This window comes from Polaromonas sp. OV174, from assembly GCF_900112285.1.
Taxonomy (GTDB): Bacteria; Pseudomonadota; Gammaproteobacteria; order Burkholderiales; family Burkholderiaceae_C; genus Polaromonas.
On sequence record NZ_FOKZ01000005.1, the window covers coordinates 33,937 to 50,517 of the forward strand.

16 protein-coding genes and 1 pseudogene are annotated in these 16,581 nt (G+C 56.5%); 1 reads left to right on the plus strand and 16 read right to left on the minus strand.

Annotation, left to right across the window (positions count from 1 at the left end; all coding sequences use genetic code 11):
* Nucleotides 1-26: 26 nt before the first annotated feature.
* From BM160_RS06190 to BM160_RS06250, 13 genes are all read right to left on the minus strand, one after another.
* Complete coding sequence (locus BM160_RS06190) at nt 27-1,004, minus strand: Bug family tripartite tricarboxylate transporter substrate binding protein (protein WP_177218933.1); 978 nt, start codon at nt 1,002-1,004, stop codon at nt 27-29.
* Between the two features lie 182 nt (nt 1,005-1,186).
* Entirely contained in the window at nt 1,187-2,401 is a 1,215-nt protein-coding gene (locus BM160_RS06195) for an NAD(P)/FAD-dependent oxidoreductase (protein ID WP_092002201.1), read from the minus strand.
* A gap of 37 nt (nt 2,402-2,438) precedes the next feature.
* Nucleotides 2,439-3,302, minus strand: coding sequence for a fumarylacetoacetate hydrolase family protein (locus BM160_RS06200; protein WP_092002204.1), 864 nt, complete (start codon nt 3,300-3,302; stop codon nt 2,439-2,441).
* Entirely contained in the window at nt 3,299-3,643 is a 345-nt protein-coding gene (locus BM160_RS06205; RefSeq protein ID WP_092002618.1) for a non-heme iron oxygenase ferredoxin subunit, read from the minus strand. The genes BM160_RS06200 and BM160_RS06205 overlap by 4 nt, the downstream gene beginning before the upstream one ends.
* Nucleotides 3,644-3,666: 23 nt before the next feature.
* Nucleotides 3,667-4,932 carry an aromatic ring-hydroxylating dioxygenase subunit alpha gene (locus tag BM160_RS06210; RefSeq protein WP_092002206.1) on the minus strand — a complete coding sequence of 422 codons (1,266 nt, stop codon included), beginning with the start codon at nt 4,930-4,932 and terminating at the stop codon, nt 3,667-3,669.
* A gap of 23 nt (nt 4,933-4,955) precedes the next feature.
* Nucleotides 4,956-5,447, minus strand: a complete 492-nt coding sequence (locus BM160_RS06215; protein WP_092002209.1) for an aromatic-ring-hydroxylating dioxygenase subunit beta — start codon at nt 5,445-5,447, stop codon at nt 4,956-4,958.
* Nucleotides 5,448-5,487: 40 nt separating this feature from the next.
* A complete protein-coding gene (locus tag BM160_RS06220; protein ID WP_092002211.1) occupies nt 5,488-6,603 on the minus strand; it encodes a cupin domain-containing protein in 1,116 nt (371 codons plus the stop codon).
* A 60-nt stretch (nt 6,604-6,663) separates the two neighbouring features.
* Nucleotides 6,664-7,692 (minus strand): ornithine cyclodeaminase family protein, encoded by a 1,029-nt coding sequence (locus BM160_RS06225; protein ID WP_092002214.1) that lies wholly within the window; start codon nt 7,690-7,692, stop codon nt 6,664-6,666.
* Nucleotides 7,693-7,988: 296 nt separating this feature from the next.
* Nucleotides 7,989-8,963: a LysR family transcriptional regulator gene (locus BM160_RS06230; RefSeq protein ID WP_092002217.1), complete on the minus strand. Its 975-nt coding sequence runs from the start codon at nt 8,961-8,963 to the stop codon at nt 7,989-7,991.
* Between the two features lie 209 nt (nt 8,964-9,172).
* The gene (locus BM160_RS06235) at nt 9,173-10,357 is read right to left on the minus strand and encodes a CaiB/BaiF CoA transferase family protein (protein WP_092002220.1); all 1,185 of its coding nucleotides are present in this window, start codon (nt 10,355-10,357) and stop codon (nt 9,173-9,175) included.
* A 25-nt stretch (nt 10,358-10,382) separates the two neighbouring features.
* Nucleotides 10,383-11,192 (minus strand): enoyl-CoA hydratase/isomerase family protein, encoded by an 810-nt coding sequence (locus tag BM160_RS06240; protein WP_092002222.1) that lies wholly within the window; start codon nt 11,190-11,192, stop codon nt 10,383-10,385.
* Between the two features lie 31 nt (nt 11,193-11,223).
* Nucleotides 11,224-12,396: a thiolase family protein gene (locus tag BM160_RS06245; RefSeq protein WP_092002621.1), complete on the minus strand. Its 1,173-nt coding sequence runs from the start codon at nt 12,394-12,396 to the stop codon at nt 11,224-11,226.
* 23 nt (nt 12,397-12,419) lie between these two features.
* Nucleotides 12,420-12,830, minus strand: coding sequence for a zinc ribbon domain-containing protein (locus BM160_RS06250; RefSeq protein ID WP_092002624.1), 411 nt, complete (start codon nt 12,828-12,830; stop codon nt 12,420-12,422).
* A gap of 533 nt (nt 12,831-13,363) precedes the next feature.
* Between BM160_RS06250 and BM160_RS23130 the strand changes: the two are divergent.
* Nucleotides 13,364-13,704: pseudogene (locus tag BM160_RS23130) on the plus strand (hypothetical protein).
* A gap of 910 nt (nt 13,705-14,614) precedes the next feature.
* Here BM160_RS23130 and BM160_RS06270 read toward each other — a convergent pair.
* The 3 genes from BM160_RS06270 to BM160_RS06280 form a co-directional block, all read right to left on the minus strand.
* Nucleotides 14,615-15,304: a hypothetical protein gene (locus BM160_RS06270; RefSeq protein WP_092002236.1), complete on the minus strand. Its 690-nt coding sequence runs from the start codon at nt 15,302-15,304 to the stop codon at nt 14,615-14,617.
* Between the two features lie 79 nt (nt 15,305-15,383).
* Nucleotides 15,384-15,737, minus strand: a complete 354-nt coding sequence (locus BM160_RS06275) for an antitoxin Xre/MbcA/ParS toxin-binding domain-containing protein (protein ID WP_092002238.1) — start codon at nt 15,735-15,737, stop codon at nt 15,384-15,386.
* Nucleotides 15,738-16,026: 289 nt separating this feature from the next.
* On the minus strand, nt 16,027-16,578 hold the full coding sequence (locus BM160_RS06280; RefSeq protein WP_092002241.1) for a TniQ family protein: 552 nt from the start codon (nt 16,576-16,578) through the stop codon (nt 16,027-16,029).
* Nucleotides 16,579-16,581: the final 3 nt, after the last annotated feature.

The window sequence follows — 16,581 nt, forward strand, 5'->3', positions numbered from 1 at the left end:
AAAATCAAGATCCGAGGACTTCACTTCTATTCGATCTTGATGCCGCTTTGCTTGATGAACTTCGACCAGTTCTCGACGTCCTGCTCCACGAATTTCTGGAACTTGGCTGGCTCGATGGACATCGGCTCCATGCCAAGACTTGCGAGTCGCGCGGGGATATGCGGCTGCGCCAGCGCTTCCTGCACGGCCTGCTGCAAGGTCGCCACCACTTGTGGCGGTGTACCCTTCGGAGCGGAAAGGCCGATCCATGGAACGGCGGTGAAGCGTACGCCGGACTCTGCCATGATGGGAACGTCCGGCAAGGACTTGATGCGTTCTGGCATCGTGGTGCCGATGATCCGCAACTTGCCCGCCCCCACGTAGGCTCTGGCGGGGGCATAGGTCATGATCGTCACTTGGGTACGGCCGGCCACCAGGTCGGTGAACAGCGATTCAAAGCCCTTGTACGGCACGTGCTGCATCTGCGTGCCGGTGACCTGCTTGAACAACTCCATTTGCAGGTGCGGCCCGGTGCCGATGCCGGGCGATGCATAACTGAGCTTGCCGGGATTGGCTTTCATGTACGCCACCAGCTCGGGCAAGGTGCGCGCCGGCAGCTCGGGGTTGAGCATGAGGAAGCTGGGGACCGAGGCGATCGGTATCACATGGACCATGTCCTTCGCGTAGTTGCTCTTGGCCGCCGGATTCACTTCCGGCGCGAGCAGGCTGGATTGCCCGCTCAGAAGAAGCGTGTAGCCATCGGGCGCGGCGTCCGCGACGTACCTGCTCGCCACCAGGGTCCCTGCACCCGGCCGGGAGTCGAACACGATGGGTTGGCCGAGCTTCTTCTCCATGTAAGGCATGAGCAGCCGCAGGGCGGTGTCCGACGCTGTCCCCGCCCCGAATGGCAAAACCACGGTGATGTTTTTCATGGGATACGACTGCGCCTGCGCGGTGGACACCGCGAGCGCGGCACAAGCGACCGCCAGCCAGCGGCCAATGCCGCGCAAAAACACTAGTTTCATTTTCTGCATTTCCTATGTTGACAGCACCCGTGCTGCATTTACTTTGAATAGCCCGTTCGCTGGTGGTGCGGAAACCCATGCGCAAGTCTTCTGAACGACATGCTACGTACGACGCCTCGCAGCTTCAATAACGTCTGCGGAAAAGGTGCTGTTCCCAGGGGCTCCCGGAAACACGAACGGATTCAGCTGGTGAGCGACCCGTCCGCGACGAACCCATCCATGGGCTGCCATCTATCCGAAGAGGTATCTGAGATAGATCGACGCACCATGCGAATGTCCCGCGGGGCATTGATACACATTCCGAAGACAACTCTTCCCGAGCTATCGAGGCCAATGTGAGTCCGCTGACGGCCCACACCACGTACCAGCGATTGCGTGGCATCTCGTGGGTTGCCAGCCATCTGTATCAGTGCGTCGTACTGCGATGACCAGAAAAATGGCACCGGGTCATACTGCACTGGCTTGCCCAGCAAAGACTGCGCCACCCCTATTCCCTGATCCTGCGCGTTTTGCCAGGACTCCAGGCGTAATTTGCGGCCATCCGAAGTGCGCAAGACCGCCACGTCGCCGGCCGCGTAAATGGCTGGATCTGAGGTTCGCCCGGCCGCATCCACCACCACACCACCATCGCAGTCCAGATCGGCTTCCAGCGCGATTTCGCTGTTGGGCCTCATGCCAGCCCCCAACACAACGACGTCGGCCTCGTGTTTGCTTCCATCGTGAAATTCGGCGATGCAGCCATCCTGACCGTTACCCAGCAGTTGTACGACTCGGGTGTTCAGGCGCAGGTTGACGCCCTTCGAAGCATGCAGTTCATACAAGTAGGAGGACAACGCCGGCGACCCGCTGCGAGCACACAAGCTGGGGCCCATTTCAGCCAGAGTGACGACGGCCCCCGCCTGGACAGCCGTGGCGGCAACCTCCAGGCCAATCCATCCACCACCGACGACCAATACGCGGCTGCCCGGCAGCAAGCGCGAGCGAAGCCGGCGAGCGTCTCCAAGCGAGCGCAAGGTGAATACACAACCCAAGTCAAATCCGGGTATCGGCGGCAAGTGAGCACGGCCGCCTGTCGCGATCACCAGCGCGCCGTAATCCAACCACCTGCCAGATGAGAGCGCGACCCTGCGCGAAGCTCGATCGATCTTTTCGATGGAAGTCGCCGCTCTCCAGTCCACCGACAACTCCGGGAACTCCTCGGCCCCAATGAGATACGTCATGCCCGGCGCACCTGGCACCAGTTGCTCTTTTGAAAGGGGAGGGCGTTCGTAAGGAGGCTCGGCTTCCGCACCGCACATCACAATGCGCCCCGCGTAGCCTTCGCTACGCAGTGTGCGAGCGACCCACGCGCCAGCTTGGCCTGCACCAGCGATCACAACAGAATCAATCATCGACATGTTCACTAAGCTGTCGCGCACGGCGACAGTTGAAGGATCAACATCCTTGGGAAACTGGGTTGCTCAACACGCCAACGCCAGAAATATCGACTTCGAAGACATCACCCGGCCGCAGATAGCGTGGCGGCTTTCGGGTATGGCCCACTCCTGCAGGTGTCCCAGTGCAGATGACATCGCCCGGCAACAGCTCAGTGAACGTCGACAGGTACGAGATCATTCGGGGAACAGAGAAGATCATGTTCGCGGCGCTGTCACGTTGCATTTCCTCTCCATTGAGGCGCCCCACAATGCTCATCGCCTCTATCGGACCTGCTTCATCTACTGTGACCAGCCAAGGCCCAAAAGCCCCAGATTTGATGAAATTCTTTCCGGCAGTTGCCTGCCTTGAATGCCGTTGCCAATCTCGTACGGAGTTCTCCGCCAAGCATGAGTAACCGGCCACGTAAGCCATCGCATCGGACTCGGCCACTTGGTAGGCTCTACGGCCTACGATGACTGCCAGCTCGGCCTCGAAGTCGAATTGATCGGAGACGCGTGGGCGCAGGGTAGGGCTATCGTGACCGACCAGGGACGATACAAAGCGTACAAAAAATGCCGGGCGATCCGGCGTCTCATTGCCGGTCTCCTGCGCATGCGTAGCGTAGTTGACGCCAACACAAATGATCTTGTCGGGATCGGCAATTGGAGGAAGCAGCGTGATTGAAGCGAGCGGGGCGCCGTCCGTTTTTTTCACCGTGTCGGCGGCTCGCGCGGCAATTGCTTCAACACCTTCGACCGACAGCGCCGACCGCAGCGTGGGTAAACGTGGTGTCGTCAGGTCGTACACACGCTCACCAGCGACCACACCGTATCGTGAATGCGGCTCATCGGTGGTGGGGACGTAATAGCTGACGAGCTTCATTTGCTGAAATCGAGGTTTTCGGATTTGGCCTGGAGTGCAACCCGGATCCGACCATCGACCGCGATCACTGAATAGGTTTTCAGGTTTACGGTCAAGGGCGCACAAAGCGCCTTTCCAGACCGTACGTCAAAGCGCCCCTGGTGCAGCGGGCATTCGATTTCGTGGTTCTCCTGATAGCCATCGCACAAACGGGCATTGCCATGGGTACAGAGATTGTCCGTAGCGAAAAACTCTTCGCCGACGCGATAAATCGCGATTTCTCGACCTTCGACAAAAACCGCCTTGGGGCAGAGATCATCGACGTCGGATGTTGAACACGCATCTTTCCAGTCATCAGCCATTTCAAGCTCCATCTTGTTCTTGTCTACAGGCCCATCATTTCGCGATAGAACTTGTAGAAAGCGCGAATCAGCACCTCACTGACCATGTAGTCCACAGGCTCCACGCCCTTACCGCCCATCTCAATCACGCCGACGCTCTCCGGATAACCGGAAAGTCCATTCTGGAGCTGAGTCAGCATCTCGCTGTCGTCCATGGACACAAATCCGCCAGGTCCGATCAAGTTGGAGTGCTTCAGACGCAAACGGCTCATTTCTTCATCGTCATCTTCATAGCCGTAGTAGGTGAAAACCAATGCGTGTTTGGTCGGGCTGATGGGGATGAGATGCCGGGTCTTCAGCGAGTTCGCCTGAATACCCAGAACGGCAGACGGAAAGAGCGTCACGCCCCCCACCCTGCTGTTATTGAACTCACGGCGAGGCGTGACCGTCTCGGCGTCCAACATCGTCAATCCGTCATTGAATCGGGCCATCTCTGCCGTCGCTTCTGTGACCTTCTTGCCGGAGTTGGTCGAAGTCATGACGCTGTGCATGCCGCCGACCGTTGGCGTGTTGGAGGACACGGAATCAGCCCTCCACAATCCGAACGTGATGTAGAAGGAATGCAAGAGCGTTGCGTGGTACGGATCTTTCAGGTTTTCGAGATACGTCTTCCAGTTGCTGTTGATCACCTGGCGCTGGTATCCAAGCAGCTTCAACGGCTTGCCCGGCATGACAAGATCGATCTCGGCCAGAGCTTCAGGGCCGCAATAGTCCTCAAAACTAGGCGCATCCTCCGCAAATGTGGCCCAGATAGAGCCGCCTCTATTGACACTGCGCAACCTGCGCATGCCGTGTTTTTTCGGATCAAAATCCGCAGGCATCCCGCCCTTGCCCAGTACGCCTCGTTTGAACGGAATCCCTTGCAGGGTTCCGTCAAGCGCGAAGTTCCATTGGTGGTAGGGGCAGGTGAAGTCTTTGACCTGGCCGGTATTCTTCCAGCAAACTTGAGCGCCTCGGTGTGCGCATCGGTTCTCAAGGACATAGAACTCGTCGTTCTCCCCCCGCACCAAAATCACGGGCTTAGTTCCAATCCAGTTGCGCTTGAAACAACCGGGCTCCGGCACTTCACAGGCCAATCCAACATAGTTCCAGGTCCGTCCTGAAAAGAACAGATCCATTTCCTTGTTGAAAATATCCGAGTCCGAATAAACCCAGGCAGGGATTCGTGTTCCGCCATCTTCAGGCCATTTCCGATTAATCAGAGGGGCTGAATTGGGGGTTTTCGGGACTATAGAGATTGGGGCTTCCATTTTTTATCGTCTCCTAATGGCAACTACACAGGAATGATTAATGATGTGAGTATTTGGTAGTTATCGTAGACACAATCTCGCGATTTGATCTTCAAGCTACCATTTTCGAGAACGATTCGATCAATGTATCGCCCGACCATATTTACCATGGGCTCTTGATCCGACATGGATTCGATGATGAGAAAATTGGCTTGCGTGCGGATTTCCCCAGGCGAAACCTGATCAATCCTGACACCACTGATGAAATGCCTTAGCGTCCGGGGCTCATAGACCGTGGTGTTCCTGAGAGCGGTCACTCGGTCTTTCAGCATGTTTTTGTTCATGCAATAGACGATACCGACGGGCAAATTGGCGTCGTGGTTCTCGCGCGACTGAATGCGGTAATGGCATTCCTCGACAAAGAAATCCGGCCATTTCTCAAGCTCGACTTCATCCAGGCAGAATGCATAGTCGTCGTAAAAATCGCGAAGTTGCCCGCGTAAAGCTGCGGCAGTTTCCTTAGAAAAATCAACCATTTCAATCCTCTTCAAATCGGGGGTGCGGGAAAATGGATCGTTAGCGCGTACCAACCGAGGCACGATTGCTTTCGAATCCCACCTGGTTGCCAAGAGCCAAAATCGGTTCCTCGATACGCTCTTGCCAGATCAGTGACTCCACGGCAATCTGAAACGGATGGTCCTGAATAGTCAAGGTCGACACTTGACTGTCTCCGATGTGATGCGAATGCATTGCCCACCCAGGGGCAGACAGCATCAGATCACCCGCCTGCCAATCGAGACGCTGGCCATCGACCATGCTGTGTCCACCGCCACGCAGGTAATAGTTGATGGAGGAGGAGCTATGACGATGTGCAATGTTGTTGCTATTCGGTAGGGAGCAGGACAGCGACGCAAAGAAACTTGGCGTCGTGCCGATGCGACGCTCGGTCACCGGGTTGTACAAGACGAAAAGTCTGCGCCCGTTGTATTCCTTGCCGATCTCGGTAATGTCCGGGAAATATGACGAAACCTTATTCCATGGCCAATGAAGAGATTTTGATTCGACGGTGTCGATATCAATAAGCCATTCATATCCCAGCAGGTGAGCGCCATCCTCGCTAATTTTGGTCTTGAGAGCAAGGTCCCTGGCGCGTGCTATTTTTCCGGGATCGCGCGTGGTTTGTTTGGTGTCCATATCTGATGGCGGTGTAGCGCCATCAAACTCTTCCACGTAGTGGACTTCCAGTTTTTCCAGCAGCGGGGCGTTTGAATATGTGAGCCATACCCAAGGTTCTTTTCCGTCGTTGTAGTAGTTGTGCACGCGCATCGAAGGCGTGTTCCATACGTCCCATTTTTCGGCCTTGGTCACTTTACCGCCAACGGACGCGGTGCCCGAGCCGGCCACGCATATTTCGACCATGTTGGAGTTCTTGCGCAAATTGCGCGTGCGCTCTCCGGGTTTCAGTACGTGGATGGTGACGTCGATGCCAGGGGCGAAGCCTTTGCTTTGCTTGTCTGCTTCGGGATGCACGACCATGGATGCCCGGCGCCCGTTGTCGGGCTTGGCAGCATCGATCAAACGCTCAACCTCCAGATTGATTTCTTGCTTGCTGACCACCAAAGGAGCCCACGTGTTCTGAACCCGCGGAGCTGCACCACAAACATCCAAAAAATTCTTGCCTCGACCACTCATTTTTATGCTCCTATTGAAGACAGACTACCCCAGTGGAATGGAGTCTCGTTGCTTTGCCAATCACGCATCAACCCCGACTAGATTTCCCTCTCGACTCGCCCCCCATCTGGGTTTGGCACGCACAGGGGGAGGTAGGCTTTTTCCAATTCCGGCCTGACACGCTCTTTCATAGACCATGACGGCAATCGATAGATCGGAAAGACCCATACCAAGCGCCTTGAACAGACTGACATCCACGCCGGGCGCTCGTTGCCGGCCCTCGGCAATGACTTTACCCAAGCTCTTTATGTCATCCCAATTTCCAGGGCCATTTTGAAATCGTTCAATAAACTCCCTGGATGCCGCCTTGACGTTGGGAAGGTAGTCAACAACCACCAAGTTCGCCCGATCAAAAACATCCTGTTCCAATTCGGCATTGGCTGGCAATATCGCGCCAACGGCATTGACATGGCAGCCCGAGCTCAAAAACTCTGCCTTCAGAAACGGCTCGCTCGACCGCGTAATGCAAGTGACAATTTCAGCACCCTCCACAGCCTCTTGCACCGACGCGGATTCGTCGATCGGGAACTGGAACAACGTCCGAGCCTTATCTATGAATGCTCGGCGGCGCTCAGGTGTGGGACTAAATACTCTGAGCCTATTAATGGGTCGGACTGCCGCAGTTGCCGCGATTTGAGTTAGTGATTGCGCCCCAGTCCCTATCAAAGCCATATCTTGGGCATCGATCTTCGAGAGCCAGCGAGTCGCCAGCCCCGACACTCCGGCGGTACGCATCTGCCCAAGTGCGCCCGCCTCAATCATGGCAACAAGACTGCCACTGTTTGAATTGAACAAAGCAAATATCGCCGCCCCTCCTGGCTTGGTTTTAACCCAGGTCTTGAATCCAGCATATCCCTTCGACACAAAAATCGACCCCAGCGAATGCATTGAATTGCCATCACCCCAGGTGCTGAGTGCCTTGGCGACGTTTTTTGCGCCCCCACCGTCTTCTTGCACCAGACCCGCCTCGAGTGCTTCGATTGCATCTTCGAGACTAACCAGATCCACGACCTCTTGTTCGATCAACCACAGTACAGGCGAGCGGTTCATTTCGCTAGTTCCTTCAATATATACAGCATTCAATGTCGGGGGGACCCAGCCCTTTTTCGAGTCATCACAAAGCTGAGTAACTTAATAGTCGCTGATCAGCTGGTGCGCCACGTTTAAACGTCTCCGTACAGGGCGGCGTGTCGGCGTGATGTGATTATGGGTTGATGCCCGCACACACTCAACACGGTGGACGGAACAAGATTCAGCCGCCTGCGGAACAAGTAGGCCAAGAGTGCCTACGACGCGTGCCTATGGCGACAGAGACGCCAATGACTTTGCTCGGATCGCTGACTGGTTCACCCAGGGCGATGCGCCGGATACTGGATATCGGCAAAACAGAGCTTCAAGAACTCAATCGCAATATGCAGCTTGGCCGATGTGTTTGTCCGCTCCAATAGCAGTGCATAGACCGAACGATTGTCTGGAGCGAAGTCCACCAGTATTTCGGTTAACCGACCTACCCGGATATCCTCGTCGAGCAACCAACGTGGCCCCAAGATAACGCCCAGGCCGGCCAGACAAGCTAGCCGCGCCGCATTGCCGCTATCGGTTGTCAGGCTTCCCTTGACAGGCACACTACTGATCTCGCCATCTTTACGAACAGGCCAGCGCCTGTTCAGCCTATTCTGAACCGCTCCACGCGTAACCAGGCAGTTGTGATCTATTAGGTCTTCAGGCCGTGTAGGCGTGCCGTTAAGTCGCAGGTATTCAGGCGCAGCACAGAAAGCTCTGCCGTAAGGCGCTAGCTTGATTGCGATCAGCCCAGGATCCAAAGTATCCGTAATCCGTACCGCAATATCAACTCGGTTCTTGAAAAGGTCGATCTGCTCCGGCAGAAAGTCTATATCCACGGATAACTTCGGATTCCGAATAAGAAACTGGGGTAACTTGGGCGCAATCATCGCCTGCCCCAGCAAGGCCGGCGCGGTGATACGCAGCAGGCCACTGGCCCTGTCCTGTAGCGAAGCTAATGCCTCGGCCGCTTGATCCAGTTCGATCAATGCTCGCACGCAGTGGTCATAGAGTTGCTGTCCGGCTTCGGTTAACACGAGGTGCCGCGTACTGCGATTGAGCAGCCGATGCCCAACTTTTCGCTCCAAGCTCGCAATGCGCTTGCTGACCATGGCGGGATTGACATCAATGCGTCGCGCGACCTCAGAAAAACTTCCGAGATCAACGGTTTGCACGAAGATCTGCAGTGTGGTCAGATCCGCCAAAGGCGATACGGACGACCGACGCGACCCCAAGAACTCCGTTGATGCCTTTGCCAATCCAATCTCCTTGATCGCGCGGGTTGTTGCCGATAGCCTCTAGTTCATGATATCTGAAAACCGTTGGCACCGAAGAGCTCCATCAGCTATGACCGCGCTCTGCGTCAGTTGCTCTGGAATGGGGGTTTTGCCGCACGCCAGGCGGTCGGCGTTGCCTGTCCGTGCTCACTGCTCGGCGAACACACGAAGGAAGTGCTGTGGGATGCGAGTTACGCGACTGAGGCCAAAACAACGCCCGCGTCAACGAGTTCCTGGATTTTCCCCGCACTGAGACCCAGTTCGGCGAGAATCTCTCTCCCGTGTTCTCCCTTGCGCGGTGCGGGCCTTTCCACGCAGTCCAACGAGCCCGGCGTGCGCGGCACCGGTACCTGGCCGAGACCGTCATGATGGACCTGCTGAAATAGTTTCTGCTGCTTGACCTGGGGGTCGTTAATAAAGTCGGCGTAACCAGACACCTTCCCGCACAACACCCCGCTTTTGCCGAGCGCCTCCAGCCAGTACGAGGTTGGTTCTTCCCGCAAGATCTTTTCCAATGTGGTGTTGATCTCGTCAGCAGACTCGAAGCGCGCAGCCACCGTGGCAAACCGTGCATCGGTGATCCATTCCTCTTTCTTGATCGTCTTGCAGAGATCAGCAAACATCCGGTCGTGCAGGGCGGTCACAATGAGATGCCCGTCCCGCGTTGCAAATGTTCCCGATGGCAAGCTCAAGGGCTGAACTACGCGTCCATCGCGGATGGTTTCGTCGACGATGGCGCCACTCTGCACAGCCGCCGCGACCTCCAGCAGCGAGATTTCCACATATGCGCCGACCCCTTGGGTCGCACGCCGATACAACGCCGCGCCAATCGCCTGCGCTGTATAGATTCCGGCCGCGATATCAACCACGAGAATGCCGACCTTGCGGGGGTTGCCGTTGCGGTCCCGATTGACCTCCATCATGCCGCTCATCGCCTGGATCGCGCTATCCGTTCCTGGGCGCTCCGCGTAGGGACCATCGGAACCGAAGGCCGTGACTGAGACATAGATCAGATTAGGCTTGTCCTTGGAGAGGTCGGCGTATGTGAGGCCGAGCCTTTTCATCACCCTAGGGCGGAAACTTTCTATGACGATGTCAGCCTGCGCTGCAAGCGTGCGTATGAGTTCGCGACCGCGTTCGTTCTGCGCATCGATACAAATTGAACGCTTGCCCAGATTGGCAGAAATGGCCGGCGCACTCATTCCCTCCGGAGCATAGCCAAGGCCACGGCTCCAATCGCCCGATGGAGGTTCGACCTTGATGACCTCTGCCCCGCTTTTCAGCAGAAGCATTGCGCAGTAGGGGCCTGCGACGCCCTGGCTCAGATCGAGAACTTTAAGACCCTGATAGGGCGCCACGGTAATAGGTGCGTTCATATATGTGTGCTGGATCTCGCTGCGCTCAGCGGCCCTTGAAGGAGGGTTCGCGCTTCTCGACGAATGCGCGCATGCCTTCGATGCGGTCTTCGCTGTCGAAGATCATGGAGGCGGCGTAGCGCTCGTACTCAAGCCCGGAATCCAGGTCTGTTTGCATACCGCGGTTGATCGCACGCTTGGCGAAACGGACGGCGAGTGGCGGAAGTCGCGCGATGCGGTCAGCCAACTCGAGTGCGGCCGACATCAGTTCGGCAGGCGGCAGCACGCGGCTCACGAGACCGTAGTGCAGCGCCACGTCGGCGGCAATGAGTTCGGCCGAAAAGATCAACTCCTTGGCACGGGCTTCTCCGATGAGCCGTGGCAAGCGCTGCGTTCCGCCGGCAGCGGGAATGGCACCGAGCTTGATCTCGGGCAGGCCGAACCGTGCACTGGCTGAGGCCAGCCGGATGTCACAGCACAGCGCGAGCTCCAGGCCGCCGCCCAAGGCTACGCCATTGATGGCCGCGATAACCGGCTTTTCGAACTCCTCGATGTTGCGAAACAAATCTTGCATCGCTTTCTGGCTCAAAAAGTACTCCGTACCGCGCATCAAAACGTCAGCGCGCTCCTTGATGTCGGCACCGGCGCAGAAGGCACGCTCACCACTGCCGGTGATCAGCACCGCTCGCACGCGGTCATCCGTTCGTGCAAACTCGAAGAACGCGCGTGCAAGATCGGGCTGCATCGTGCTGCCCAATGAGTTCATTCGATCAGGCCGGTTCAGCGTGATAACTGCCACTTGGCCGCGCACCTCGTAAAGGAGCGCGCCAAAGTTCTGAGTGTCTATGGATTTCATGGAGATGTACGCTTGTTGGAAGTTCTGGCGCTCACGCGCCGGCCGAGAGCACGTGCGCAATGGATACGGCGCCCAGACCGATCATGTGCGCCATGCCCCAACGTGAGTTCGGGTGCTGTCGACCGTCTGCCTCGCCGCGCAGCTGGCGTGTGATTTCCGCCAGTTGCCCGATGCCCGTCGGCCCCATGGGATGACCCATGCCAATCAAACCGCCCGAGGCATTGATGGCACAGCGTCCGCCAATCTGCGAGTCACCTCGTGCAAGGTACTTTGCCCCTTCGCCAGGCTCGCAGACACCGATGGCCTCGCTGTACAGCAGCTCCTCGATTGAGAAGGCATCGTGCAGTTCGAGGAGGTCGAGTTCGGTCGGAGCGATGCCAGCCTGTTCCAACGCAGCATGGGCACTTATGCTCACAAGCTCCATGGCGCCCTCGCCATAGCGGCATTCGTTGCGCTCGCTGCCGGCCACTGAGGCGCGCACGCGCACACAGCGTCGCGCGTCAAGGCCAAGTCGGCGGATCGCTTGTCCAGACACAAGAAGTACCGCAGCCGCACCCTCGCCAACGGGGCAGCATTGCTGCACGGTGAGCTCACCTGCCACCCAAGGCGACGCCAGCACCTGCTCGAGTGTGCGCGGTTTACGAAACTGGGCAAAGGGATTGAGCGCCGCATTGCCATGGTTCTTGACCGCGACACCCGCCATTTCCGCCGCGGTCGCACCACGCTCGCGCATATACGCGTGCGCCAACTTCGCATATTTGAGAATTGGAACAGTGGCTGTGTCGCTCAATCGCTCCAAGCCATTCTTCTTCGCTGCGTGCCGCCAATCCCCGCTCTTGTCCACACCCATGGCTAAGACAACGTCGCTCATACCGGTCGCAACCTCCATACAGGCTTGGCGGAATGCAAACGAGCCCGAGGCGGAGGCGTTTTCTATCTGGGTGACACTGAGTCCGGTCGATCCGATGTGACGCAACATCACACGTCCGGTTGCCATCCCGATCGAGGTCGCACCAACATAGGCGCTCTGGACCTGGTTCCAACGCAAACCCGCATCGGCCAATGCGGCGCGCACCGCCGTCAGACCGAGCTCGGTGTAGGGGGTTTCGGTGGGAAATTGATATCGGTGCATGCCGATGCCGACGATATACACGCCGCCGTTGGCGTCCAGCCAACGCTGAGATGAAGGGCTGAGCTGTGCCATGTCTGTGGATTGTTTGTTGGTAGTCATGAGGCCACCTTTGCGTTGGCTGGCACGAAGCGGCAGGCATAGACACCTTCGGCATCGCGCATTTCAGCAACCGCCTGAAGCATTACCCCCGGACTAAGTGCCGCGCCGTCCTCTGCCGCGATCATCCCTTCCTCGACCACGCCGTCGGCAATGCGTATGTCCCCTGCGATTCTTGGAGCGACCACCCCCGGCACCAGGGGAACGTGGAGCGTCACGTACTCCAGAAGTTCACCGCCGCCTGGACGACTCACCTTCTGCGCATCGACCAATGCATCACCGCAATGTGTGCAGCCCGGCACGTTGGCCGGGAAGCTGAGCCCTCCGCAGGCAGGGCACTGCACGAAGAAAAAATCGAGCGTACGGCCGTCTTCTGCGAGTTGGTAGAGCGTGGGTTGGAGCGACTTCAAGGACGTCTTTGGCATGGTTTTGAGGGCAGTTTTAAGAGAAGGGGCACGCGGACAAAGTAGGCATTCGCCAAATGGGTTTTCGACCACTGGTTTTGTGCGTCGTCTCCTCTCGGATCGAACGCGGCGGCCGGGGCCTAGTCGCTGCAATCGCTCGAACTATACGAGTGGAGACTGGATATCTTCAATGCGCATCGCGGAACAATAGCTTTTCCTGTGACGGCGTTGCGGTGCTGCAAGAGGGGCCGCAGACTGCGAGTTGGTACATGATGGGTATAGTGGAACTAAAGATGGAGAAGTCCGCGTTGTGGCTGAGCAAAGAGGACGTGGCGGAAACGGTGTCGCTGGCCCAGGCCATCGAAGCGCTGTAGCTGCGCACCGCTGAAGTCGCTGCCGGCGAAGGATCAAATATTGAGAAGGTGCTTGGCACGTTCGGCGACAAGTCGTCCTTTCACCCCCTGGGCGCCGTACTTCCCAGTGCCGGATATGATGGTGGGCACAAGACCCGGGACAACACACCGGCCGGCGCCAAGGCGATGTACACGCTGTTCGACCTGAAAGCAGGAACTTTCCTGGCCCTCATCGACGCCAATCTCTTGGGACAACTCCATACGGCAGCGATCACCTGCGTTGGAACGCGGTGGCTGGCATCGACCAAGGCCGATGACTTTGCCTCATCGGCTCGGGGCGTCAGGCGCTGGTGCAGGTCGCGGCGATTCACGCCGTGCGTCCGCTGCGAAGGGTTAGGGTTTGGAGCTATTCGCCAGAGAACCGTGAGGCGTTTGCCACCAAGCTCGCCACTCGTTTGAAAGTGGCGGTCGAAGCTGTTGATTCACTGGATGCCGCTACCGACGGGCATCCATCGTCACCCTGGTGACGCGCGCAGCCGAGTCATGCCTGCGCGCCAACACGCTCGCGCGCGGTACGCACCTGAATGCCGGTTGAAAACGTTGAATACTCATGGCTTGCTCCTATGAAAAAATCATAGGCCCGAACTGTCTACCAGACCGCGGGAAGTCCACACAGTTGGCGCCCTGAGCCTTGGCCTGTGTCCGCCAACGTCGAATTGATCCTTCAACATGTCGTCTGCCGATGATTAATTGATCACTTTATTTTCCTCAAAAGGTTGCTGGCTATGGCCATTCGGAGAATTGGCCTCGTCACATGGAGAGCGGCACAGATGATCAACTTCTGGTCGGCGTCAATAGAGTGACATTCCACCGTCCTGAGGGACCGGTAAGGAGCACTCAGTTCGCAATGCCATACAGCGGCCTTCAGTCTTATTGAGTCACTGGTAATTCACACTTGAGCGACCGATTCTGCTAGTGGCCGGCGCGTGTGACCGGACTGGGCTCATCATCACCGTACTCTAGCCTTAATACCGAGCGGGGGCCACCCTAGCTCGTCCGCGATCCGTCCTACTATCCAGTCAATCTCTGGGGGCGTTTGCCCCCATCCCTGTGAGGTGACGCCATCGGCTACCCTGAGCAAAATATCCGCCGTAGTCCACGCCGGGTTGTCGCGCTGTTTATTTACGCAATACGGAATCAGCTGTTGGATAAGCTCAGCGCAAACGTCGTAGCGCTCTTGCAGCTCTTCATCGGTGAGGCCGACGACAAATCGGCCATCCATTTTTCGCGCAATGAACTTGGGCTGGGCACCAGGTATGGCGCCAGGGTAGGGTTCTCGGGGGAAATCGGCGGGAATATTTGGTGTCATGACTGCGAGATCGGGATTCAGTTACCAATAGGTGCGAAGCTAAACAACTCCACCGTACTTGATGGCCATCAGCTCTCAACGGATACAGACTGCAAGCAGACCCCATCGGGTGTGGCCTTTTCGTCGTCAATGGACTGCTGATTGACAGCCGCGCCCCACTCCCACGGTTCAGCGAGTGCGTTAGAGTCCAGCCCCCAATACGAAACCTGTTCGTAGCGATAAGTGTGCGGAGTTGGATCCAGGAAATCCGCTTCAGTCATCAAAAACCGACCGATAAATGCATTGACGGCCTCAATGGTCAGGAACGGCACGTCAATGGTGGCGTGCAGACCAACACTGCGGTGATAGTCATGATGCAAGGTCCATTTCTCAAAGACCTGAATCTCGCCGCTGTCCGCAATATTTTGATGTTGGGCCTCGCACCACTGCAAGCGCGTCATATTTCCAAGTTCAGGGTATCGATAGGGTTCGCACTGGCGGCTCACATAATGGCCCGTTTTGGGATCTTTCACCGCGCCGTCAAATAGGGAAAGTTCCTGTTCAGGGGCCAGCTCGTACGACATCTCCCATGCCCGACTTCTGACCAATTCTTTGTATTCACAAATGGTCGTTTGCAGTACAAGACTGTAAGAAATGGGCGGTTTGGTGCCGAGGAAATGGCCATCAATCCACCCATTTTCCCCATGCATATAGGTGTTCGTCGTGAATTTTCCACCCAAGACCGGTGCAGCCCTTTTGATGCGGTTCAGAATCCGCATGTAGGCGCTTTTCCTGTTGCGGCGTGACCGCTCGTGAAATGGTGTTCGCGTTGTATAGCGGATTGGCATAAATTACTTCTCATTTTTTGACTTGATCGCCAGTCCCAGTGGAGGCATCCAGTTTGAGTCCAGCCAGAAGGTTCAGCGTCTTTTGCAAACCGGTGCTATTGCAAGCGCTCTCATTTGGCGTCATCCCGTCGAGTGCTGGATGTGGATTGGAAAGCCATTCATGGGCCAATTCCATGCTTTGAAATATGTCAAACGCGTAGCCATCCAGTTGTTCGAACCGCTCATAGTCCGAACTGCCAAACTCCCCGCCCAACGGTGGAAAGTTAAGCCAAGCTTGCTCTTCAGCGGTTTCCCAAATAAAGTTTCCATCGAAACGGCCATGGAGCAAGCGGCCAATCCGCCTCTTGTTAGATCTTGTTCCCATACATACTTTCTATCCGGCAGAGGTCAGTTCAAATCGCCCGCGATGAACAACGTTTCGATGGTGACGGATCACTTCCATGGATTCATATCATCAACCGAAAACTGTCTCCCCCTCGGACGGTGTAAGCATCCCCTTCAGCGCAAGAACGAATCTATCCTTTTCACGTCAAAATTCACTTGAGCGACGCATCTTGTCTTACTGCGGCTCCACTAGGTTAGATTTTCTGTTCGCTCTGGCCACACCTTTCGGCTGAACTTTTCTTTTTCTTGAGACCTCGTAGAGCATGAGGCTAGTTCAGCCCGTACATGATCTTAAATACCTGCGCTTTTAGAGCTGTAAAACTATCTGGATCATCAAACGACTCAAAACTTCCACGCCCCTCTGGGGAGTTCCAGACCAAATGACTCTGGTGAAAAAGGCACCATTCCACCCCAGGAATCTGATGATCTCTTCTCAGATATCGAAAGCCCTGATTCCGTAGATCAGCGTCTTCGCATTCAATGCATTTCTTTCCCTCTGAATGAATTCGAGAGACCGAGTCGCTGTGGTAATTCCAAGGAGACGCTACCCATCTTCCTTTTTGAAAATAATGCGATTTATTCGACAGCTGCAAGAACGGAACGAGCGTGTGCTGTTCAATGAAATCGGAATAGTCGGTATCTGTAACTATGGCACCTATCTCATGAAGGTGCTCCGTGGCACTGTCGTTGATTATTAGAGCCATCGCTCGAAGTTCTCGGTAAACGCGCTGCATGTTCTCGTAATTGTTGAGGATGCGAAAGCGCTCCAGCCAGCCTTGGTAGATCTCGCCCGGCAGAATATCTGGAATTTTCGGTGGCATGTT

Excerpts from the sequence above, each read along its gene's own strand:
- BM160_RS06190 (WP_177218933.1), bottom strand. The coding sequence starts at position 1,004 with ATGAAACTAGTGTTTTTGCGCGGCATTGGCCGCTGGCTGGCGGTCGCT.
- BM160_RS06195 (WP_092002201.1), bottom strand. The coding sequence starts at position 2,401 with ATGTCGATGATTGATTCTGTTGTGATCGCTGGTGCAGGCCAAGCTGGC.
- BM160_RS06200 (WP_092002204.1), bottom strand. The coding sequence starts at position 3,302 with ATGAAGCTCGTCAGCTATTACGTCCCCACCACCGATGAGCCGCATTCA.
- BM160_RS06205 (WP_092002618.1), bottom strand. The coding sequence starts at position 3,643 with ATGGCTGATGACTGGAAAGATGCGTGTTCAACATCCGACGTCGATGAT.
- BM160_RS06210 (WP_092002206.1), bottom strand. The coding sequence starts at position 4,932 with ATGGAAGCCCCAATCTCTATAGTCCCGAAAACCCCCAATTCAGCCCCT.
- BM160_RS06215 (WP_092002209.1), bottom strand. The coding sequence starts at position 5,447 with ATGGTTGATTTTTCTAAGGAAACTGCCGCAGCTTTACGCGGGCAACTT.
- BM160_RS06220 (WP_092002211.1), bottom strand. The coding sequence starts at position 6,603 with ATGAGTGGTCGAGGCAAGAATTTTTTGGATGTTTGTGGTGCAGCTCCG.
- BM160_RS06225 (WP_092002214.1), bottom strand. The coding sequence starts at position 7,692 with ATGAACCGCTCGCCTGTACTGTGGTTGATCGAACAAGAGGTCGTGGAT.
- BM160_RS06235 (WP_092002220.1), bottom strand. The coding sequence starts at position 10,357 with ATGAACGCACCTATTACCGTGGCGCCCTATCAGGGTCTTAAAGTTCTC.
- BM160_RS06240 (WP_092002222.1), bottom strand. The coding sequence starts at position 11,192 with ATGAAATCCATAGACACTCAGAACTTTGGCGCGCTCCTTTACGAGGTG.
- BM160_RS06245 (WP_092002621.1), bottom strand. The coding sequence starts at position 12,396 with ATGGCACAGCTCAGCCCTTCATCTCAGCGTTGGCTGGACGCCAACGGC.
- BM160_RS06270 (WP_092002236.1), bottom strand. The coding sequence starts at position 15,304 with ATGCGGATTCTGAACCGCATCAAAAGGGCTGCACCGGTCTTGGGTGGA.
- BM160_RS06275 (WP_092002238.1), bottom strand. The coding sequence starts at position 15,737 with ATGGGAACAAGATCTAACAAGAGGCGGATTGGCCGCTTGCTCCATGGC.
- BM160_RS06280 (WP_092002241.1), bottom strand. The coding sequence starts at position 16,578 with ATGCCACCGAAAATTCCAGATATTCTGCCGGGCGAGATCTACCAAGGC.